Origin of the sequence: Achromobacter sp. RW408 (genome assembly GCF_003184165.1) — a bacterium.
Lineage (GTDB): Bacteria > Pseudomonadota > Gammaproteobacteria > Burkholderiales > Burkholderiaceae_B > Achromobacter > Achromobacter xylosoxidans.
This window is the reverse complement of the sequence record NZ_QHHO01000049.1, coordinates 2,237,481-2,257,027: the sequence shown is the minus strand read 5'-3', so window position 1 is coordinate 2,257,027 and position 19,547 is coordinate 2,237,481. Positions and strand designations below refer to the sequence as shown.

At 67.8% G+C, this 19,547-nt stretch carries 19 protein-coding genes; 7 read left to right on the top strand and 12 right to left on the bottom strand.

Going from position 1 to position 19,547, the window contains the following annotated elements; genetic code table 11:
- The first annotated feature begins 21 nt into the window (after nucleotides 1-21).
- On the top strand, nucleotides 22-930 hold the full coding sequence (locus tag DK459_RS29880; RefSeq protein WP_006385483.1) for a LysR family transcriptional regulator: 909 nt from the start codon (nucleotides 22-24) through the stop codon (nucleotides 928-930).
- A 49-nt stretch (nucleotides 931-979) separates the two neighbouring features.
- A complete protein-coding gene (locus DK459_RS29875) occupies nucleotides 980-1,624 on the top strand; it encodes a histidine phosphatase family protein (protein ID WP_006385484.1) in 645 nt (214 codons plus the stop codon).
- Nucleotides 1,625-1,661: 37 nt separating this feature from the next.
- Here the strand turns inward: DK459_RS29875 and DK459_RS29870 are convergent, their stop codons facing one another.
- The 4 genes from DK459_RS29870 to carA all read right to left on the bottom strand — a co-directional run bounded on the left by DK459_RS29870 (nucleotide 1,662) and on the right by carA (nucleotide 7,875).
- Nucleotides 1,662-2,435 (bottom strand): SDR family oxidoreductase, encoded by a 774-nt coding sequence (locus DK459_RS29870; RefSeq protein ID WP_006385485.1) that lies wholly within the window; start codon nucleotides 2,433-2,435, stop codon nucleotides 1,662-1,664.
- 87 nt (nucleotides 2,436-2,522) lie between these two features.
- Nucleotides 2,523-3,419: a lipid A hydroxylase LpxO gene (gene lpxO, locus DK459_RS29865; RefSeq protein ID WP_024070096.1), complete on the bottom strand. Its 897-nt coding sequence runs from the start codon at nucleotides 3,417-3,419 to the stop codon at nucleotides 2,523-2,525.
- 48 nt (nucleotides 3,420-3,467) lie between these two features.
- The gene (gene carB / locus DK459_RS29860) at nucleotides 3,468-6,710 is read right to left on the bottom strand and encodes a carbamoyl-phosphate synthase large subunit (protein WP_006385487.1); all 3,243 of its coding nucleotides are present in this window, start codon (nucleotides 6,708-6,710) and stop codon (nucleotides 3,468-3,470) included.
- Between the two features lie 10 nt (nucleotides 6,711-6,720).
- Nucleotides 6,721-7,875, bottom strand: coding sequence for a glutamine-hydrolyzing carbamoyl-phosphate synthase small subunit (gene carA / locus DK459_RS29855; protein ID WP_049054675.1), 1,155 nt, complete (start codon nucleotides 7,873-7,875; stop codon nucleotides 6,721-6,723).
- 223 nt (nucleotides 7,876-8,098) lie between these two features.
- Here carA and tal point away from each other — a divergent pair, with 223 nt between their 5' ends.
- Nucleotides 8,099-9,052, top strand: coding sequence for a transaldolase (tal, locus tag DK459_RS29850; RefSeq protein ID WP_006385489.1), 954 nt, complete (start codon nucleotides 8,099-8,101; stop codon nucleotides 9,050-9,052).
- Between the two features lie 41 nt (nucleotides 9,053-9,093).
- Here tal and DK459_RS29845 read toward each other — a convergent pair whose 3' ends face one another.
- On the bottom strand, nucleotides 9,094-9,621 hold the full coding sequence (locus DK459_RS29845; RefSeq protein ID WP_006385490.1) for a carboxymuconolactone decarboxylase family protein: 528 nt from the start codon (nucleotides 9,619-9,621) through the stop codon (nucleotides 9,094-9,096).
- A 198-nt stretch (nucleotides 9,622-9,819) separates the two neighbouring features.
- Between DK459_RS29845 and DK459_RS29840 the strand changes: the two genes are divergently transcribed.
- The 4 genes from DK459_RS29840 to DK459_RS29825 are packed head-to-tail and all read left to right on the top strand — an operon-like array spanning nucleotide 9,820 to nucleotide 13,664.
- On the top strand, nucleotides 9,820-12,012 hold the full coding sequence (locus tag DK459_RS29840; protein WP_054499105.1) for an ATP-binding protein: 2,193 nt from the start codon (nucleotides 9,820-9,822) through the stop codon (nucleotides 12,010-12,012).
- 16 nt (nucleotides 12,013-12,028) lie between these two features.
- Nucleotides 12,029-12,394: a response regulator gene (locus DK459_RS29835; protein WP_006385492.1), complete on the top strand. Its 366-nt coding sequence runs from the start codon at nucleotides 12,029-12,031 to the stop codon at nucleotides 12,392-12,394.
- 8 nt (nucleotides 12,395-12,402) lie between these two features.
- The gene (locus tag DK459_RS29830) at nucleotides 12,403-13,065 is read left to right on the top strand and encodes a hypothetical protein (RefSeq protein WP_054438586.1); all 663 of its coding nucleotides are present in this window, start codon (nucleotides 12,403-12,405) and stop codon (nucleotides 13,063-13,065) included.
- Nucleotides 13,062-13,664, top strand: coding sequence for a biliverdin-producing heme oxygenase (locus tag DK459_RS29825; RefSeq protein WP_054438584.1), 603 nt, complete (start codon nucleotides 13,062-13,064; stop codon nucleotides 13,662-13,664). The genes DK459_RS29830 and DK459_RS29825 overlap by 4 nt, the downstream gene beginning before the upstream one ends.
- A 45-nt stretch (nucleotides 13,665-13,709) precedes the next feature.
- On the opposite strand, the gene DK459_RS29820 is transcribed toward DK459_RS29825, so the two are convergent.
- The 7 genes from DK459_RS29820 to DK459_RS29790 all read right to left on the bottom strand — a co-directional run.
- Nucleotides 13,710-14,504, bottom strand: a complete 795-nt coding sequence (locus tag DK459_RS29820) for an ABC transporter permease (RefSeq protein WP_024070102.1) — start codon at nucleotides 14,502-14,504, stop codon at nucleotides 13,710-13,712.
- 51 nt (nucleotides 14,505-14,555) lie between these two features.
- Nucleotides 14,556-15,368 carry an ABC transporter ATP-binding protein gene (locus DK459_RS29815; RefSeq protein WP_020926771.1) on the bottom strand — a complete coding sequence of 271 codons (813 nt, stop codon included), beginning with the start codon at nucleotides 15,366-15,368 and terminating at the stop codon, nucleotides 14,556-14,558.
- Nucleotides 15,361-16,401, bottom strand: a complete 1,041-nt coding sequence (locus DK459_RS29810) for an ABC transporter substrate-binding protein (protein WP_020926770.1) — start codon at nucleotides 16,399-16,401, stop codon at nucleotides 15,361-15,363. The genes DK459_RS29815 and DK459_RS29810 overlap by 8 nt, the downstream gene beginning before the upstream one ends.
- Complete coding sequence (locus tag DK459_RS29805; protein ID WP_006385498.1) at nucleotides 16,382-17,671, bottom strand: CaiB/BaiF CoA-transferase family protein; 1,290 nt, start codon at nucleotides 17,669-17,671, stop codon at nucleotides 16,382-16,384. The genes DK459_RS29810 and DK459_RS29805 overlap by 20 nt, the downstream gene beginning before the upstream one ends.
- A 98-nt stretch (nucleotides 17,672-17,769) precedes the next feature.
- Nucleotides 17,770-18,378 carry a recombination mediator RecR gene (gene recR, locus DK459_RS29800; RefSeq protein WP_006385499.1) on the bottom strand — a complete coding sequence of 203 codons (609 nt, stop codon included), beginning with the start codon at nucleotides 18,376-18,378 and terminating at the stop codon, nucleotides 17,770-17,772.
- 67 nt (nucleotides 18,379-18,445) lie between these two features.
- Complete coding sequence (locus DK459_RS29795; RefSeq protein ID WP_006385500.1) at nucleotides 18,446-18,772, bottom strand: YbaB/EbfC family nucleoid-associated protein; 327 nt, start codon at nucleotides 18,770-18,772, stop codon at nucleotides 18,446-18,448.
- 58 nt (nucleotides 18,773-18,830) lie between these two features.
- Nucleotides 18,831-19,547: DNA polymerase III subunit gamma/tau C-terminal domain-containing protein (locus tag DK459_RS29790; protein ID WP_304529881.1), on the bottom strand; the 717-nt coding region annotated here is incomplete at its 5' end.

Sequence of the window (19,547 nt, the reverse complement as noted above, 5' to 3'; positions counted from 1 at the left end):
GGCTTCCCCTACAAAGGCGGCATGGAAATCTATCAGATCCGCGCCTTCGTCACCGTCGCCCGCCTGGGCAACCTGACGCGGGCCGCCGAAGCGCTGTCGCTGACCCAACCCGCCGTCACCGCGCAGATCAAGGCGCTGGAACAGAGCCTGGGCGTGGCGTTGTTCGACCGCAGCGGCGGACGGCTGGCCCTGGCCAAGGCCGGCGAGATGCTGCTGCCCACGGCCGAATCGCTGCTGGTGCTGGGCGCGCAATTCAAGTCCGAGGCGCAGCAACTGCAAGGCAGCCTGCAGGGCGTGGTGGAACTGGGCCTGCCCAGCGAGAAGCCCGACTTCCTGCGGCTGGGCGAGCTGGCGGCGGCCATCACGCAGCGGCTGCCGCTGATCGAACTGAAGACGCAGATCCAGCCCACCGCCGTGCTGGCCGAGCAGGTCAGCACCGGCCGGCTGCCGGCGGCGTTGACCATCGCCGCGCACCCGCCGCGCGGCGTGCTGTGGCTGCCGCTGCGCAGCGTGCGCTACCGCATCGCGCTGCCGACCGAACATGCCGCCGTGCTCAAGCGCGGCGGCTGGCGCGAGGTGGCGCAATTGCCGTGGCTGGACGGCCCCGCCGGCAGCCACACCCACCTGCTGTTGCGCGACATGTTCGAGCGCCACGGCCTCTCGCCGCGCATCGCCATGCAGAACGACGACCAGGCCAACCTGGAGGCGCTGGTGCGGGCCGGCGCCGGTTGCGCGCTGCTGCGCGAGGAAACCGCGCTGGCCGGCGCGGCCTCGGGCGATTTCATGGTGTGGGGCCAGGCGCGAGCCGATGCCACGCTGGGTTTCATCCTGCCCTACGAACGCGCTAGCGAGCCCGCGCTGGTCGCGTTAAGCTCGGTGATTCAAGCCATCTGGAAGCCGCGCGCGCCAGTCGCGCCCGAGCCGCTCTGAGCCGGGTCGGTCCGCCACCCGCGCCCTTCCCCACCGTATCGACACCGCAATGACTGAAATCTGGTTCATCCGCCACGGCGAAACCGACTGGAACCGCCAGCGCCGCCTGCAGGGCTGGCAAGACATCCCCTTGAACGAATTCGGCCGCAACCAGGCCGGTTTGCTGGCCTCGCGCCTGCGTGAAGACGCCCGCAGCACGCCGATCCACGCCATCTACAGCAGCGACCTGCAACGCGCCCATGCCACCGCCACGCCGGTGTCGGAACAGCTGGACCTGCGCGTGCGGGTCGAGCCCGGCATCCGCGAACGCGGCTTCGGCGTGCTCGAAGGGCTGGACCTGGAACGCATCGACGCGCTAGCGCCGGAAGCCGCGGCCGCCTGGCGCAGCCGCGATCCGCTGCGCGCGCTGGACGGCGGCGAAACGCTGGGCCAGTTCCAGTCGCGCGTCATCTCCACGGTGGATGACGTGGCCAGCCGCCATGACGGCGAACGCATCCTGATGTTCACCCACGGCGGCGTGCTGGACATCATCTGGCGCCATGCCAGCGGCGTGCCGTTGAATGCGCCGCGCGACGCGGCATTGCTGAACGTCAGCATCAACCGGGTCGGCGTGCGCGGCCGCCAGTGGCAAGTGCTGGATTGGGGCGACGTGGGCCACGTGGCCGCCGAGGTCGGCGACGACGTCGTGCCGTGACGGCCGGCGCCAGGGTGTCGTCCTGGCGCCCTGCGGCTCAGCCGGCTTTGTCCGCCTTGCGCGGCTTGCGCGGCGCGTTGCGCGCCAGCCGGTCGTAGACCGCGTTGGGCAGCAGGCGCATCAGTTTCGCCACCACGCCCATCTGCCAGGGAATCACCGTGTACGTGGTGCCGCGCCCAATCGCCGCCTGGGCGCGCTGCGCGAACTTGTCGGCGTCCATCAGGAACGGCATCTTGTACGGATTGTGCGCCGTCATCGCGGTCTTGATGTAGCCCGGCGCGATGGTGACGACACGGATGCCGTCGCCCGCCAGTTCCAGCCGCAGGCTTTCGCAGTAGGTCACCACCGCCGACTTGGAGGCGCTGTAGGCGCCCGCGCCCGGTAGCCCGCGCACGCCGGCGACGCTGGCGATGCCGACCAGCCGGCCGCCGCCCGTCGCGCGCATCGGCTCGACGAAGGGTTCGAAGGTCGCCACGGTCGCCAGCAGGTTGGTATCGACGATGGCCTTGAAGACCTCATAGTCCTCGTGATGCCCGGTCAGGGTGCCGGCGCTGATGCCGGCGCTGGCGATGACCACGTCCACCCGCCCCTGGCAGAAGGCGATGAAATCCTGCGCGGCGGCATGCAGCGCCTGGCGGTCGCGCACGTCCACGGCGTAGCAGCGATGCTGGCCGGGCAGGCTGTCGGCCAGTTCCCGCAGCGCGTCTTCGCGCCGGCCCAGCAGGCCGAGCGTGGCGCCGCTGGCGGCGTAGCGTCGTGCCAGGGCGCGGCCCAGGCCGCTGCTGGCGCCGGTGATGAAAACCCTGTCCATGAAGGTGGCCCCGGTCGGATGTAAAAAAGCGGAGCCTCCCGGATGAGAGGCTCCGCCCGCTATGCTACAGGAACGCTGGCGCCGGGTTTACAGGAAGATGAGCGCGAAGATCGCCGCCACCAGCGCCCACTTGGACAGGTAGTACAGCGGCTTGCTCTTTTTCTTGAGCGCCTTGCCGAAGCGGCGCACGGCGTAGACCGCGCCGAAGATGCGGTTGATGCCGCCGGTGGCGTCGCCTTCCTGGTTGGGCGCGGCGGCCGCGCGCAGCAGGAAACCGCCGACCACGCGATTGAACGCCTGGGCCCAGCGATAGCGCATGGGCCGCTCGACGTCCGCGAACAGGATGATCCGGTTCTGGTCGGTCTTGTTTTCGGCGTAATGGATGAAGGTCTCGTCGAACACGACCGCCTCGCCGTCGCGCCAGTAGTATTCCTGGCCGTCGACGTTGATGTAGCAGTCGGGGCTGTTCGGCGTGATCAGGCCCATGTGGAAACGCAGCGAACCGGCGTAGGGATCACGGTGCCGCGGCAGCCGGCTGCCCGGCGGCAGCGAGGCGAACATGGCGGCCTTGATGGTCGGGATGCCCGCCAGCAGCTTGGTGGTCACCGGGCAGAGCGCCTCGGCCGACGGATGGTCGGCGTCGTACCACTTCAGGTAGAAGCGCTTCCAGCCCGTCTTGAAGAACGAGTTGAAGCCCGCGTCGTTGTACTTGTCCGAGGCCTTGATGTGGCCGTCGCCATAAAGGTTGACGGCCTCGGCCCGGATTTCGTCGCAGCGGTCCAGCAAGACCTTCAGTTCCGGGAACTGGTCCAGGTCGAGATAGGGCTTGTTGGGCACGCTGGAGAATGCGTACATGAAGCAGTTCAGCGGCGCGGTGAAGGTGGAATGATCCAACGCCTGCCGCGAGAACCGGTGTCGTACGCGGCCACGGTAGTGAACTACCGTGGCGCACACGATGAATAACGCCAGAATGAACCACTTCATTCTTTTGTCCTCAATTCACTTGAGACGCGCCCCCTGCGCGCCCAAGCGTTATTTGTCCAATAAAGACGCGTGAAGTTCCTGCAGCGGGTAAACCTGCAGGCCGAGGCCCTGGCGCAGATACTGCATGCCCTCGACGGCCGCGCGGGCGCCCGCGATGGTCGTGAAGAAGGTCACGCGCGCCGCCAGCGCCTGGGTGCGGATGGTGCGCGAGTCGGCGATGGCGTTGCGGCGTTCCTCGACAGTGTTGATGACCAGCGAGATCTCGCCGTTCTTGACCATGTCGACGATGTGCGGACGGCCTTCGGTGACCTTGTTGACCAACTGCACCGGGATGCCGGCCGCTTCGATCTCGGCGGCGGTGCCGCGGGTTGCCACCAGCTTGAAGCCCAGGGCGTGCAAGCCGCGCGCCACTTCCACGGCGCGGGGCTTGTCCTGGTTCTTGACGCTGATGAACACCGTGCCGGATTCCGGCAGGCGCACGCCGGCGGCCAGCTGCGACTTGACGAAGGCTTCGCCGAAGCTGGTGCCCACGCCCATGACTTCGCCGGTCGACTTCATTTCCGGGCCGAGGATGGTGTCCACGCCCGGGAACTTCACGAACGGGAACACGGCCTCCTTGACCGAGAAGTAAGGCGGCACGACTTCGCGGGTGATGCCCTGGGCCGCCAGCGTCTGGCCGGCCATGGCGCGCGCGGCGATCTTGGCCAGTTGCAGGCCGGTGGCCTTGGACACGTAGGGCACCGTGCGCGAGGCGCGCGGGTTCACTTCCAGCACGTAGACGTCGCCGCCCTGGATGGCGAACTGCACGTTCATCAGGCCGCTGACGTTCAGGGCCTTGGCCATCATGGAGGTCTGGCGCTTGATCTCGGCGATGACGTCGGCCGACAGCGAGTACGGCGGCAGGCTGCAGGCGGAGTCGCCCGAGTGCACGCCGGCCTGCTCGATGTGTTCCATGACGCCGCCGATGAAGACGGTTTCGCCGTCGGCCAGGCAGTCCACGTCGACTTCGGTGGCGTTGTTCAGGAAGCGGTCCAGCAGCACGGGCGAGTCATTGCTGACCTTCACGGCCTCGCGCATGTAGCGTTCGAGATCCTGCTGCTCGTGCACGATTTCCATCGCGCGGCCGCCCAGCACGTAGCTGGGGCGAACCACCAGCGGGTAGCCGATCTCGGCGGCATGGGCCAGGGCCTCGCCTTCGGTGCGGGCGGTGCGGTTGGGCGGCTGGCGCAGGCCGAGCTTGTTCAGCAGCTTCTGGAAGCGCTCGCGGTCTTCGGCGATGTCGATGGATTCCGGGCTGGTGCCGATGATCGGCACGCCGTTGGCTTCCAGCGCGCGCGCCAGCTTCAGCGGAGTCTGGCCGCCGTACTGGACGATCATGCCGACCGGATTTTCCTTGTGGACGATTTCCAGCACGTCTTCCAGCGTCAGCGGCTCGAAGTACAGGCGGTCGGACGTGTCGTAGTCGGTGGAGACGGTTTCCGGGTTGCAGTTGACCATGATGGTCTCGTACCCGTCGTCGCGCAGCGCCAGCGCGGCATGCACGCAGCAGTAGTCGAACTCGATGCCCTGGCCGATGCGGTTCGGGCCACCGCCCAGCACCACGATCTTCTTGCGGTCGGTGGGCGCGGCTTCGCACTCTTCCTCGTAGGTCGAGTACATGTAGGCCGTGCGGGTGGCGAATTCGGCGGCGCAGGTGTCCACGCGCTTGTAGACGGGGCGCACGTTCAGCTGGTGACGCAGCTTGCGCACCTCGGATTCCACGGTGTCCAGCAGGAACGCCAGGCGGCGGTCGGAGAAACCGCGGCGCTTCAGTTCCCACAGGGTGGCGTGGTCCAGGTCGGACAGCGTCTTCTGTTCGAGCGCCAGCTCGATGTCGACGATTTCCTTGATCTGCGACAGGAACCAGGGGTCGATGTGCGTGATGTTGTGCACTTCGTCCAGCGTGAAGCCCTGCGCGAAGGCGTCGCCCACGTACCAGATGCGTTCCGGACCGGGTTCGCCCAGCTCGACCTGCAGCTTTTCGCGGTCGGTGGTCTTCTGGTTCAGGCCGTCGACGCCGACTTCCAGGCCGCGCAGCGCCTTCTGGAACGATTCCTGGAAGGTGCGGCCGATGGCCATGACTTCACCCACGGACTTCATCTGGGTGGTCAGGCGCGCGTCGGCGGTGGGGAATTTCTCGAAGGCGAAACGCGGCACCTTGGTGACCACGTAGTCGATCGACGGTTCGAACGAGGCGGGCGTGGCGCCGCCGGTGATTTCGTTCTTGAGCTCGTCCAGCGTGTAGCCCACGGCCAGGCGCGCGGCGACCTTGGCAATGGGGAAACCGGTGGCCTTGGACGCCAGCGCCGACGAGCGCGACACGCGCGGGTTCATCTCGATGACGATCATGCGGCCGTTCTTGGGGTTGACCGCGAACTGCACGTTCGAGCCGCCCGTGTCCACGCCGATCTCGCGCAACACCGCGATCGATGCGTTACGCATGATCTGGTATTCCTTGTCGGTCAGCGTCTGGGCCGGCGCCACGGTGATGGAGTCACCGGTGTGCACGCCCATGGGGTCAAGGTTCTCGATGGAGCAGACGATGATGCAGTTGTCCGCCTTGTCGCGGACCACTTCCATCTCGAATTCCTTCCAGCCCAGCAGCGACTCTTCGATCAGCAGCTCGCTGGTGGGCGAGGCTTCCAGGCCGCGGCGGCAGATGGTTTCGAATTCTTCGGCGTTGTAGGCGATGCCGCCGCCCGAGCCGCCCATGGTGAAGCTGGGGCGGATCACGGCGGGGAAGCCCGAGGTGCCGACTTCCGCGGCGATGCGGCGCTGCACTTCCCAGGCTTCGTCCATGCTGTGGGCGACGCCCGACTTGGCCGACTCCAGGCCGATATCGGTCATGGCCTGCTTGAACTTCTGGCGGTCTTCGGCCTTCTCGATGGCGTGCTCGTTGGCGCCGATCAGTTCGACGTTGTGCTTTTTCAGTACGCCGTGGTGGGCCAGATCGAGCGCGCAGTTCAGCGCGGTCTGGCCGCCCATGGTGGGCAGCAGCGCATCGGGCTTTTCACGCTCGATGATCTTTTCGACGGCTTGCCAGGTGATGGGCTCGATGTAGGTGACGTCGGCCGTTTCCGGGTCCGTCATGATCGTGGCGGGGTTGCTGTTCACCAGGATGGTGCGGTAACCCTCGGCCTTGAGCGCCTTGCACGCTTGCGCGCCGGAATAGTCGAATTCGCAGGCCTGCCCGATGATGATGGGGCCGGCGCCGATGATGAGAATGCTTTTTAGGTCTGTACGCTTGGGCATGATGCAATCTTTACTTTTGGCCGGACATCAGGCTGATGAACTTGTCGAACAGCTCCAGGATGTCGTGCGGACCGGGGCTGGCTTCGGGATGGCCCTGGAAGCAGAAGGCCGGACGGTCGGTGAGCTCGAAGCCCTGCAACGTGCCGTCGAACAGCGAGACGTGCGTGACGCGCGCATTGGCCGGCAGGCTGGCCGCGTCGACCGCGAAACCGTGGTTCTGGCTGGTGATGAACACGCGCCTGGACGCCAGGTCCTGCACCGGGTGGTTGGCGCCGTGGTGGCCGGTCTTCATCTTGAGCGTCTTGCCGCCGACGGCCAGGCCCATGATCTGGTGGCCCAGGCAGATGCCGAACACCGGCAGCTTCTTGTCCAGGAACACGCGGGTGGCGTCGATGGCGTAGTCGCAGGGCTCGGGGTCGCCGGGGCCGTTGGACAGGAACACGCCGTCGGGGTTGAGCTTGAGCACTTCCTCGGCGCTGGTCTGGGCCGGCACCAGCGTCAGGCGGCAGCCGCGGTCGGCCAACAGGCGCAGGATGTTGGACTTGATGCCGAAGTCGTAGGCAACGACATGGAATTTGGACTGGTCGGGCTGAGTGTAGCCTTCGCCCAGCTGCCAGGTGCCCTGGGTCCAGGTGGTGCTGTCCTTGATGGAAACGACCTTGGCCAGGTCCTGGCCGGCCATGCCGGCAAAGCCGCGGGCCAGTTCGACGGCGCGGTCGGCATCCGAACCGACGAAGATGCAGGCGCCCTGGGCGCCCTTTTCACGCAGGATGCGGGTCAGCTTGCGGGTATCGATGCCGGAAATGGCGACGATGCCCTGTTCGGACAGGTACTCGGGCAGCGATTGCGTGGAACGGAAGTTCGACACGCGGGCGGGACAGTCGCGCACCACCAGGCCGGCGGCGTAGACGCGATTGGCTTCGACGTCCTCGGCGTTGACGCCGGTGTTGCCGATATGCGGATAGGTCAGCGTGACGATCTGGCCGCTATAGCTGGGATCGGTGAGAATTTCCTGGTACCCGGTCATCGCGGTGTTGAACACCACTTCGGCGACGGTATGGCCAGGCGCACCGATCGACACGCCTCGAAAAATGGTACCGTCCGCCAGAGCCAGAATTGCAGGAGGGAAGCGGTTGATCCCCTCGGGAAAGAGTTGCGGCAGCACAGTAAACCCCGGTTTTAGAATCGATAATCAAACCTTGGAATTATACCTTGAGCGGGCGTTTTTCCCGGGGAACCGCGCCAAATAAGGCTGAGATCGGAGATTTCAGCCGCCGCGGCGGGCCGGCCGTGCCCCTCCTTTGCCATACCAACGGTGACAGCGCCGTCGGCGGCTCGGTGATACGCTAAAGCACCTTCAACCCCTGATGCTGCGAGCCGTATTGTCCATGTCCAGCCAACTTGACGCCCTGCGCAATCACACCACCGTTGTCGCCGACACCGGCGATTTCGAGGCAATGAAGGCGCTGCGTCCCACCGACGCCACCACAAATCCGTCCCTAATTTTGAAGGCCGTCCAGCAGGACGCCTACCGCCCGCTGCTCGAAAAGACCGCCCGCGACCATCGCGGCGCGCCCACCGCCGAGCTGATGGACCGGCTGCTGGTCGCCTTTGGCCGCGCCATCCTGGATATCGTGCCCGGCCGCGTCTCCACCGAAGTGGACGCGCGCCTGTCGTTCGACACCCGCGCCACCATCGAGCGCGCCCGCGCCCTGATCGCGCTGTACGAAGCGGCCGGCGTGCCGCGCGAACGGGTGCTGATCAAGATCGCGTCCACCTGGGAAGGCATCCAGGCGGCCCGCGCGCTGCAGGCCGAGGGCGTGCGCTGCAACCTGACGCTGCTGTTCTCGCTGCCGCAGGCGGTGGCCTGCGCCGACGCCCAGGTGCAATTGATCTCGCCCTTCGTCGGCCGCATCTACGACTGGCACAAGAAGGCCGCCGGCGCCGCCTGGGTCGAAGCCGACCACGCCGGCGCGCGCGACCCCGGCGTGCAGTCGGTGACCCGCATCTATCACTATTACAAGCGTTTCGGCATCGCCACCGAGATCATGGGCGCGAGCTTTCGCAACGTCGGCCAGATCCTGGCGCTGTCGGGCTGCGACCTGCTGACCATCAGCCCCGAGTTGCTGACCCAGTTGTCGCAGACCGAGGGCGACGCGCCGGCGCAGTTGCGCGCCGATGCGGCGGGCGGCGATATCGCCCGCATCGCATCGGGCGAAGTGGCCTTCCGCACCCAGCTCAACGACGACGCCATGGCCAGCGACAAGCTGGCCGAAGGCATCCGCGCCTTCGTGGCCGATGCCATCAAGCTGGACGCGCTGATCGAAGCGCAGCGCGCCTGAGACCGCCGGCGCTGGCCCGGCGGCCACCGCCGGGCCGCGCGTCAGCGGTGATCGTGCGAATGCACCTGCAGCGCTTCCAGGAAGCGCGACACCATGTTGTAGGCCGCCACGGTGGCGGTCAATTCCACGATCAGTTTTTCCGATCCCATGGCGGCGCGGGCCGCCTGGAACACCGGCTCGGGCACCTGCACGTGGCGCGTCATGGCATCGGTGTAGGCCAGCACCGCGCGCTCGCGCTCGCTGAACAGGGTCGACGCCTCCCAGTCGGGCAAGGCGTCCAGCTGGGCTTGTGACACGCCCTCTTTCAGCGCGATCGGCGCGTGCTGGTCGGCCTCGTAGGGCGCGCCGTTGATCGCCGCCACCCGCATGATCACGAGTTCGCGAATATCGCCGGGCAGGGTGGACAACTGGCGGATGGAAGTCAGGTAGTTGAGCCAGCCGCCGGCCACGGCGGGGCTGTGCAGCAGCATCTGGTACAGGTGCAGCACGCTGCCGCGCTCGGCGACGATACTGTCGACCAGGGGTCGTGCTTCAGGATGGGACAGATCGGCGTAGGGAAGACGCGCCATGGAAACTCCGTAGGGATCGGGCTGGCTTGCGCCGACTGACCCGGGGGACGGTGGTTCCCCAAGGACAGGGGACACCCGAAAGACCGAGCGACGCGGACCAGGCGGTGCGCGCCAAAAAGACGCACGCTGCATATGCACACATTCGCAAGAACTTTGACATAATGACAACACATCGCGCACCTCCAGGACAAGCCTAGAATGAATGCGCCAACCCAGTCCCATCCGCCAGTCACGCTCGCCAACTGCGACAGCGAACCGATACACGTACCGGGCGCCATCCAGCCGCTGGGCGCGCTGCTCGCGTTCGACCCCGAAGGCGTGCTGCGCTATGCCAGCGAGAACGCCCCCCAGGTGCTGGGCAGGCCGCTGGCGCTGGGCTACCCCTGCGCGCCGGACGCGCTGCCGCCCGGCCTGGCGCATATGCTGCCGGGCTGGCTGGCCAGCACCGACCCGGTCTTCGACCCGCTCGTCATCACGCTGGACGGGCAGGCCTACGACGTCATCGTCCACCGCAACCCGGACGGCCTGACGCTGATCGAACTCGAACGCCGCGGCGACGATTCCGGCATCGCGGAACCCGCGCGCATCTACCGCGGAATCGAACGAATCCGCTCGCAACGCGACATCGCCGGCCTGCTGGAACGCACGGTGCAGGAAGTGCAGCGCGCCACCGGCTTTGACCGCGTGATGGCCTATCGCTTCCATCCCGACGACAGCGGCGAGATCGTTGCCGAACGGCGCGGCGATCCGACGTTGGAAGATTGGGTCGGGCGCCGCTATCCGGCCGGAGACATTCCGGCCCAGGCGCGCCGCCTGTACACCGTGAACACGCTGCGCCAGATCGCCGACGGCCAGTACCAGCCCGTGCGCGTGCTGGGCGAGAACGGCCATGGCGGCACGCCGCTGGACATGAGCTTTTCCGTGCTGCGCAGCGTCTCGCCGATCCACCTCGAATACATGGCCAACATGGGGGTGCGCGCCACGATGAGCCTGTCGCTGGTGATCGGCGGCCGCTTGTGGGGCATGATCGCCTGCCACCATCATGCGCCGCGCCTCGTTCCCTACCCGGCCCGCCTGGCCTGCGAAGCGTTGGCCCAGGTGCTGTCGGCGGCGCTGGCCAATATCGAAGGCAGCGAACGCGCCGAGCAGGCGCGCCGCAGCGCCGCGCTGGTCAGCCGGCTGGCCGAGCGCGTCTCGGACTCCGAAAACGTGCACCAGGCCTTGTCCGGCGGACCCGACACGCCCGCCTCGCTGGTTCCCAACGACGCCGCGCTATGCCTGTGGGGCAACAGCGTGACGGTCTTTGGCGGCATCGCGCCGCGCGGCGAACTGGCCGGCATCCTGTGTGCGCTGGACCAGAGCGGCCAGCGCCTGGTTCATACCAACAACATCGCGCGCGACTATCCCGAGCTGCAGACCGACCTGGTGCCCTACGCCGGCCTGATGGCCTGCAAGTTCGATCCCATGAACAACGGCTGGCTGGTCTGGCTGCGGCGCGAGCAGATCGAAACCGTGATCTGGGGCGGCAAGCCGGAAAAGCAGTATGCCGTTGGCACTCTCGGGCCGCGCCTGACCCCGCGCGGGTCGTTCGAGGCCTGGCGCGAAGTCATGCGCGACACCAGCGCCCCCTGGCTGGCCGCCGAACTGGAAGCGGTCGACAACCTGCGCGACGAGCTTTCCCATATCGCCACCAGCCGCGCGGCCGACGTCGACCGCGCCCGCACCGCCCTGCTGGCCATGCTCGGCCACGACCTGCGCGATCCGCTGCAGTCCATCTCGATGGCGGCCACCCTGCTGTCCAGGACCGACGCCGGCGCCCGCATGGGCGAACGCATCCGCTATTCGAGCGGACGGATGCAGCGGCTGATTTCTCAGGTGCTGGACCTGTCGCGGCTGCAAGGCGGCATGGGCCTGGGAATCGAAAAGCGCGAATGCCTGCTGTCGGAACTGCTGAACGGCCTGATCGATGAAAAGCGCCAGGCCTACCCCGGCCTGCGTATCGAACCCGAAGTGCAACCGGGCCTGACGCTGATGGCCGACACCGACCGCATCGCCCAGGTCGTCACGAACCTGATGAGCAATGCGCGCCAGCATGGCGCGCCGCGCATGCCGATCCGTGTCAGCGCCACGCAGACCGGCGACACGATCGAACTGGCCGTGGCCAACCACGGCGCGCCGATACCGGACGAGGTCATGGCGCACCTGTTCTCGCCCTTCAAGCCGGAATCGCTGGGCCACTCGCGCAACCGCAACGGCCTGGGGCTGGGCCTGTATATCGCCGACCAGGTGGTGCGCGACCACGAAGGCGACATCACCGTCGCCTGCCGCGACGGCCTGGTCATCTTCACCGTCACCCTGCCGCGCGGCATGGACGCGCCGCCCACCCCTTGAATCCTGGAGAGATCATTTGAACGATGCGCGCGCGTTACGCGTCCTGCTGGTAGACGACAACGAAATGGGCTCGGAATTGCTGGCCGAATTCCTGGCCCTGTCCGGACTGGAAACGCGCTGCGCCGGCACTGGCGAAGATGCCCTGGCGCAAGCCGGCGCGTTCGCGCCGCAGGCGGTGCTGGTCGATATCCTGCTGCCCGACATGGATGGCTACGAACTGGCCCGCCGCTTGCGCGAGCGCGACAGCGCCGCGCGCATCTATGCCCTGAGCGGCCTGGCGCGGCACGAACGGCATGAAGACGCGGCCAACCTGTTCGACGGCTGGATCGAAAAGCCCGCCGACCCCGACGCCCTGCTGGCCCTGCTGCGGCAGGCGGACTGAGCGCGCCGATGCACGCCACCGACCCATCCGCCCCGCCCCTGGCCATGGCCGCCCACGGCGTGCGATTCAAGGTCCTGGCGCAGATCTTCCCTGTCCTGCGCCACGAAGCGATCGCGCCGCTGTCCAACGCCACGCTGGCCGCGGCCATGCTGCGCCAGGCGCCCGAGGGCGCCGACGCCGAGGCTCGGCAGCTGCGTTGCCAACGATTGGCCGGCGACCTGAACCAGATGCTGGAAGACAGTGTCGACGTGATCCGCGGCCTGGACCAGTGGCTTGACGACGACGGCGCCTCGCTGCCGGCGGCGACGCTGCTGCGGCAATGCCGCAAACTGCTGTTTTCCCAACTGATGTGGTCCGGGCGCAAGGTCATCTGGCCCGACGATCCCGCGCCCCTCGAACTGCCGGTCTTCACCACCCGCTACCTGGTGATGGCCTGGTTGCTGTGCCTGCTGCCGTGGTTGCCCGAAGGCGCCGAACTGGAGCTGGATGCCTCCAACCCGGCCGTCTGGCAGGCCCGGTTCGCGGCGCCGATCCAAGCGCCGGCCACGCCGGCGCTGTTCGAGCCGCACGACATCGAATGCCTGGCCAGCGCCTCGGGCTGGCGCCTGGAACGCCAGCCGCAATGCTGGTCGCTGCATCTTCCCTCCGCCCCCGGCAAGGAGTCCGCATGATCTCTCCGGTGCACCAGGTGCTGCGCGATGGCACGCGTGAACGCCATGAAATCCTGGACCGGGGACTGGGCCTGGCCGACGGCGACGTCGGCCAGGCGCGCTACCTGGCCTATCTGCGCGCTCTGCTGGGCTGGCTCGAACCGGTCGAGCAACAACTGTGGCAACTGGGCTGGCCGGCCGCAATGCGGGCGCCGGAGCGCGACGGCAAAAGCGCCCTGATCCGCGCCGACCTGCGGGATGCGGGCGATGACGGGGCGGTGCCGCGGTGCCCGGCCGCGCCCACGCCGCGGGCGGCCGATGCCTACGCGCTGGGCGTGGCCTACGTGGTGGAGGGTTCCCAATTGGGAGGACGGTTCCTGGCCAAGCGCCTCGAAAGCGTCTCCCCGCCCCTGCCCTTGCGCTATCTGCGCGGCTACGGCGAGGAAGTCGGCCCGCTGTGGAAGGTCTTCCTGCTGCACCTGGACAGCGCGGCGAGGGGCCAGGAAACCCAGGCGCTGCAAGGCGCCCGGGATGCATTCGACAGTCTCACCGCGTGGCTGCGGGCGCAACATGCGCTACGCGGCCAGCCTCCGCCGGCAGCGCAGAACGGCCAGGCATAGGCATGGCCCGCGCCGGCGGCCGTGCTTGACGGCGGACGCCCGTGGCTAGAGTTTTTCGGTTTCGCCCGATTTGGGCTGCCATTTCATCAGGCGCTTCTCGCCGACGCCGACGATGTAGTCGAGCACCAGCGCGAACGCGGTCAGGACCACGATGCCCGCGAACACGGTGTTGACGTCGAAGGTGCCTTCGGCCTGCAGGATCAGGTAGCCGACCCCGCTGGCCGAGCCCAGGTATTCCCCGACCACCGCGCCGACGAAGGCCAGGCCCACCGAGGTGTGCAGGCTCGAGAACACCCAGCTGGTGGCCGACGGCAGGTAGACGTGGCGCAGCAGCTGGCGCTGGCGCGCGCCCAGCATGCGGGCATTGTCGAGCAGGGTCGGGCTGACCTCGCGCACGCCCTGGTAGACGTTGAAGAAGACGATGAAGAACACCAGCGTCACCGCCAGCGCCACCTTGGACCAGATGCCAAGCCCGAACCACATGCCGAAGATCGGCGCCAGGATCACGCGCGGCATCGAATTGGCCGCCTTGATGTAGGGATCGAGAATCGCGCTGGCGCGTGGCGACAGCCCCAACCACAGGCCGAAGGCCAGGCCGGCGATGGTGCCGATGAAGAAGGCCAGCACGGTTTCGGTCAGCGTGACCCACAGGTGGGTGTAGATGTCGGCGTTGGTGACGAACCAGGCCCAGATGCGGCCCCACACCTTGAGGGGTTCGCCGAAGAAGAACGCCACCTTGGGATCGCGCGAGGCAAAGTGCCACACGCCCAGGATGACGACCAGCAGCAGCAACTGCCAGAAGCGCAGGCTGGCGGAGCCTGGTTTGAACGACTTGGACATGGTCAGGGCCTGTTCATGGGGAAGCGGGCGTGGCCGGGATCAGGCACGGCCTCAGGCCCGCTTCTGTTGTTGGGCGTAGCCCTTGAGCACTTCCTCGCGCAGCACGGCCCAGATGGCCGCGTGCAGTTCGACGAAGCGCAGGTTGTTGCGCACCTCGGCCACGTCGCGCGGACGCGGCAGGTCGATGGCGAATTCGCCGATCGGATGCGTGCCCGGCCCGGCCGACAGCACCACCACGCGGTCGCTCATGGCGATGGCTTCATCCAGGTCATGGGTGATGAACAGCACCGCCTTGCGCTTGGCCATCCACAGGTCCAGGACCTCGTTTTCCATCAGCTGGCGCGTCTGGATGTCGAGCGCCGAGAACGGCTCGTCCATCAGGATGATGTCGGGATCGCGGATCAGCGTCTGCGCCAGCATGGCGCGCTTGCGCATGCCGCCGGACATCTGGTGCGGGTAACGGCTCTCGAAGCCGCCCAGGCCGACGCGACGCATCCAGTCGCGGCCGCGCTCGAGCGCCTCGGCGCGCGGCACGCCGGCGAAATCCAGCCCGGCCACCACGTTGTCGAGCGCGCTGCGCCAGGGCAGCAGCGCCTCGCCCTGGAACATGTAGCCGGCACGCGAATTGATGCCCGACAGCGGCTGGCCGAACACTTTGACCTGCCCCGACGACGGCGCCAGCAGGCCGGCGCTGACGTTGAGCAGGGTGGACTTGCCGCAGCCCGTCGGCCCCACCACCGACACGAACTCGCCCGGCGCGATGGCCAGGCTGGTGTCGCTGACGGCGGTGTAGCGCTGCGAGCGGTCGTCGCGGGAGACGAAGGTGCAGCTGATGTTTTCCAGCGAAAGCGCGGCTTCAGCCATTGGGGTACTTCTCGTTGGCGCGGCGCGCGAAGTCGTTGGTCCAGACCTTGGACGGATCGATCTTGGCGCCGTCGAAGTCCGCCTGGTACGCGGCCAGGGCCTTGAGCGCGGTGGCGGCGCCGTCCTCGGGGATCAGGCCGTCGGGCGACAGGCCTTCGAGGCTCTTGCCGATGGCGGCCTTGTACACCGCGGGGTCGCCCAGCAGGTAGGTCTCGGGCACGACCTTGGCGATCTCGTCCGGGCCTGCCTTCTGGATCCACTTGTCGGCGCGCACCATGGCGTTGGTGAGCGCCTGCACGGTATTGGGATTGGCGTCGATGAACGCCTGCGGCGCATACAGGCAGCCCGCGGGCATGTTGCCGCCGAAGATGTCCTGCGTGTCCTTGAGCGTGCGGGTGTCGACGATGATCTGGATGTCGCCCGGCATTTCCAGCATCGACACCACCGGGTCGGTGTTGGAGATGGCGTCGATCTGGCCGCTGCGCAGCGCGGTCACCGCGCCGGCGCCGGCGCCCACGCCGATGATCGACACGTCCGAAGCCTTCAGGCCGTGCTTGGCCAGGAAGAAGCTGACCACCATGTTGGTGGACGAGCCCGGCGCGGTCACGCCGATCTTCTTGCCTTTGAGGTCGGCGGGGCCTTTGTAGTTGGGCAGGTTCTTCTTGGAGACGCCCACGCCGATCATCGGCGCGCGGCCCTGCAGCACGAAGGCGCGGTAGGCCTGGCCCTTCGATTGCATCGACAGCGTGTGCTCGAAGGCGCCCGAAACCACGTCGGCGCTGCCCCCCACCACGGCCTGCAGGGCCTTGGAACCGCCGGCGAAGTCGGCGATGGAGACGTCCAGGCCCTCGTCCTTGAAGTAACCGCGCGCCTCGGCGATGGACAGCGGCAGGTAGTAGATCAGGGGCTTGCCGCCCACGGCGATCTGGACCTTGGTCTTTTCCAGCTTCTGGGCGCGCACGATGGCGGGGGCCATGCCCATGACGCCGGCGGCGCCGGCCATCTTGAGCAGATCACGACGTGTGACTGACATGTGTTGTCTCCTTGGGTGCGGGGATACCGATAGCGCCGGTCTGCGCCAGCTTGTCGATAGCCGCTGAATCATACCCCAGCGATTTCAGGACTTCCTCGGTATGTTCCCCTAATGACGGACCGATCCAGCGGGTGCCGCCCGGGGTTTCCGAGAGCTTGGGCACCACCGCCGGCAGCTTGACCGGACTGCCGTCGGCGAAGTGGTGCTGTTCGATCATGCGGCGCGCCAGGAACTGCGGATCCGTGAACATGTCGGCCACGCTGTAGATCTTGCCGACCGGCACGTCGGCCGCCTTCAGGGTGTTGAGCGCCTCCTCGATGCCGCGGCCATCGCACCATTGCTGGATGGCGCCATCGATCTCGGCGACGCGGCGGGCGCGGCCGTCGTTGCGCACCAGGTCCGGATCCGAGGCCAGGTCGTCGCGGCCGATGGCCAGCATCAGGCGGTGGAAGATCGCATCGCCGTTGCCGGCGATGACGATGTTCTGGCCGTCGCGCGTGGTGTAGGTATTGGACGGCACGATGCCGGGCAACGCGCCGCCGGTGCGCTCGCGCACCACGCCGGCCACGTCGTACTCGGGCACCAGGCTTTCCATCATGTTGAAGACGGCCTCGTACAGGGCGACGTCGACCATCTGGCCCTGCCCCGCCTGGCACCCTTCGCCCTGCACGCCGTTCCAGCGGCCGCCGGTGGCGTCGCGGTGGCGCAGCGCCATCATCGCGCCGATCACGCCGTGCAGCGCGGCGATCGAATCGCCGATCGAGATGCCGACCCGCAGCGGCGGGCGGTCCGGGTGGCCGGACACGTAGCGCAGGCCGCCCATCGATTCGCCGATGGCGCCGAAGCCCGGCTGGTCCTTCATCGGGCCGGTCTGGCCATAGCCGGACAGGCGCACCATGATCAGCGCCGGATTGATGGCGCGCAGCTGTTCATAGCCCAGGCCCCACTTCTCGAGCACGCCGGGACGGTAGTTCTCGACCACCACGTCTGCGTCCAGCGCCAGCCTGCGGGCGATTTCACGGGCCTCGGGATGCTTGAGGTTGAGCGCGATGGATTGCTTGTTGCGGGCCTGCACCGTCCACCACAGCGAATTGCCTTCGTGCAGGTGGCGCCAGCTGCGAATGGGGTCGCCGCCGCCGGTCCCGTCGGGGCCGTGCGGCGTTTCCACCTTGATGACGTCGGCGCCGAATTCGCCGAAGATGCGCGCGGCGAACGGGCCGGCGATGAGCGTGCCGAGTTCCAGGACCTTCAGGCCGGTCAGGGCTGACATGTTGGTTGTCTTCCTCTCGTGGAGGCCGCGCCGGCGCGGGGCGGGCCGTTTTTCCAATGCTCGCCGGTACATTGCCGACGCGCTATTGTGGGGGCGTGTCAGGTAGTCTTGCGCTCCATCAGCGCCCAGGCGATGGTGCCGGCGTCCACGTATTCCAGTTCGCTGCCCGCCGGCACGCCGCGCGCCAGGCGCGTGACCCGCAGGCCGCGCTCGCCCAGGGCCTCGCCCAGGAAGTGCGCGGTGGTCTCGCCTTCGGCGGTGAAGTTGGTGGCCAGGATGACCTCCTGCACCACGCCGTCGGTGGCGCGGCGGATGACCCTGTCGAAATCGAGTTCGCGCGGGCCGATGCCCTCCAGCGGCGCCACCCGACCCATCAGCACGTAGTACAAGCCGCGGTAGCCGTGGCTGGACTCGATCATGTTCTGATCGGCCGGCGTCTCGACGATGCACAGCAGCGAGGGATCGCGCTTGGGATTGGCGCAGGTCGCGCACACATCCTCTTCGGCGAAGCTGTTGCAGCGCGAGCAATGGCGCAGATCGCGCACCGCGCCCGCCAGCGCGCGTCCGAGCATATCGGCGCCCTGGGGATCGTGCTGCAACAGGTGATAGGCCATGCGTCGCGCGGAACGCACACCCACGCCGGGCAGGCGCCGCAGCGCCTCGATCAGCGAGACCAGCGGTTCGGGTTCGGGCAGTAGAGGGTCCATGACACGACGGCAACTTGCGGACGGCAAAGGCCGCGCCGCCCGGGGCGGCGGCGGCCGGAACGTTCGATCAGAACGGCAGCTTCATGCCCGGGGGCAGCGGCATGCCGGCGGTGACGGACGCCATCTTTTCCTGGGAGGTGGCCTCGGCCTTGCGCAGCGCGTCGTTGAAGGCAGCGGCGACCAGGTCTTCCAGCATGTCCTTGTCGTCGGCCAGCAGCGACGGATCGATCTCGACGCGCTTGACGTCGTGGCGGCAGGTCATGGTGACCTTGACCAGGCCGCCGCCGGAGGCGCCTTCGACCTGGATCTCGGCCAGCGCGTCCTGCGCCTTCTTCATGTTTTCCTGCATCTGCTGCGCCTGGCGCATCAGGCCGGCCAGTTGTCCTTTCATCATGATGGAGCTTCCTTGAACGAGGGAATGTAGGGATTGCCGCCGCGTTACGCGCTACACGTCACGCGGCGGCGGAAGGGGGATCGACGTGGCGGATCGAACCGGCCACGACATGGGCGCCGAAGTCCGCCACCAGCGCCTGCACGAAGGGATCGACGGCGACCGCGTCCTCGGCGGCCTGCTGGCGCGCCGCGCGCTCGGCCTGGGCCACGGCGTGGGCCGTGGCTTCACCGACCGCGCCGACGTCCACGTCCAGCCGGATGCCCTGGCCGAAGTGTTCGCACAGCACCGTCTGCAGGCGCACGCGGCTTTCGCTTTCGGCCAGCGTCTTGACGGCCACGCGCAGGATGATGGCATCGCCCTGCACGCCGGCCCATTCGCTCTGGCGCGCCAGTTCGGCGGCCAGGCCGGTGACCGGCAGGCGCGCCGCCAGTTCGGGCCAGGCGGCGGAGGTCATGTCGGCCAGGCGCGCGCGCGACTGGCGCTTGCGGGCCGGGGCCGGGCCTTCGCGCCGGGCCGGCGCCGCGGAAGGCGCGGGCGCGGACGATGGCGCGCTGGCCAGCGTTTCGAAATCGTCGTCGGGGTCGGACGTGAAGCCGCCGTCGGGCGCGAAGCCACCATCGGGTACGAAGCCACCTTCGGCCTCGAACGGGATTTCCTCGTCGACCCAGGACGGAGGGCCGTCGTCATCGGCGGCCGGCGCGACCGCGGCGGCCGCGGGCGTCACGGCCAGCGGGGCCGACTTGGCGGGCACCGGGGCCGCGGAGACGGCAGGAGT

Excerpts from the sequence above, each read along its gene's own strand:
- DK459_RS29810 (WP_020926770.1), bottom strand. The coding sequence starts at position 16,401 with ATGTCAGTCACACGTCGTGATCTGCTCAAGATGGCCGGCGCCGCCGGC.
- DK459_RS29870 (WP_006385485.1), bottom strand. The coding sequence starts at position 2,435 with ATGGACAGGGTTTTCATCACCGGCGCCAGCAGCGGCCTGGGCCGCGCC.
- recR (WP_006385499.1), bottom strand. The coding sequence starts at position 18,378 with ATGGACCCTCTACTGCCCGAACCCGAACCGCTGGTCTCGCTGATCGAG.
- DK459_RS29830 (WP_054438586.1), top strand. The coding sequence starts at position 12,403 with ATGCACGCCACCGACCCATCCGCCCCGCCCCTGGCCATGGCCGCCCAC.
- DK459_RS29820 (WP_024070102.1), bottom strand. The coding sequence starts at position 14,504 with ATGTCCAAGTCGTTCAAACCAGGCTCCGCCAGCCTGCGCTTCTGGCAG.
- DK459_RS29795 (WP_006385500.1), bottom strand. The coding sequence starts at position 18,772 with ATGATGAAAGGACAACTGGCCGGCCTGATGCGCCAGGCGCAGCAGATG.
- DK459_RS29825 (WP_054438584.1), top strand. The coding sequence starts at position 13,062 with ATGATCTCTCCGGTGCACCAGGTGCTGCGCGATGGCACGCGTGAACGC.
- DK459_RS29880 (WP_006385483.1), top strand. The coding sequence starts at position 22 with ATGGAAATCTATCAGATCCGCGCCTTCGTCACCGTCGCCCGCCTGGGC.
- tal (WP_006385489.1), top strand. The coding sequence starts at position 8,099 with ATGTCCAGCCAACTTGACGCCCTGCGCAATCACACCACCGTTGTCGCC.
- carB (WP_006385487.1), bottom strand. The coding sequence starts at position 6,710 with ATGCCCAAGCGTACAGACCTAAAAAGCATTCTCATCATCGGCGCCGGC.
- DK459_RS29845 (WP_006385490.1), bottom strand. The coding sequence starts at position 9,621 with ATGGCGCGTCTTCCCTACGCCGATCTGTCCCATCCTGAAGCACGACCC.
- DK459_RS29875 (WP_006385484.1), top strand. The coding sequence starts at position 980 with ATGACTGAAATCTGGTTCATCCGCCACGGCGAAACCGACTGGAACCGC.
- DK459_RS29805 (WP_006385498.1), bottom strand. The coding sequence starts at position 17,671 with ATGTCAGCCCTGACCGGCCTGAAGGTCCTGGAACTCGGCACGCTCATC.
- DK459_RS29840 (WP_054499105.1), top strand. The coding sequence starts at position 9,820 with ATGAATGCGCCAACCCAGTCCCATCCGCCAGTCACGCTCGCCAACTGC.
- DK459_RS29815 (WP_020926771.1), bottom strand. The coding sequence starts at position 15,368 with ATGGCTGAAGCCGCGCTTTCGCTGGAAAACATCAGCTGCACCTTCGTC.
- lpxO (WP_024070096.1), bottom strand. The coding sequence starts at position 3,419 with ATGAAGTGGTTCATTCTGGCGTTATTCATCGTGTGCGCCACGGTAGTT.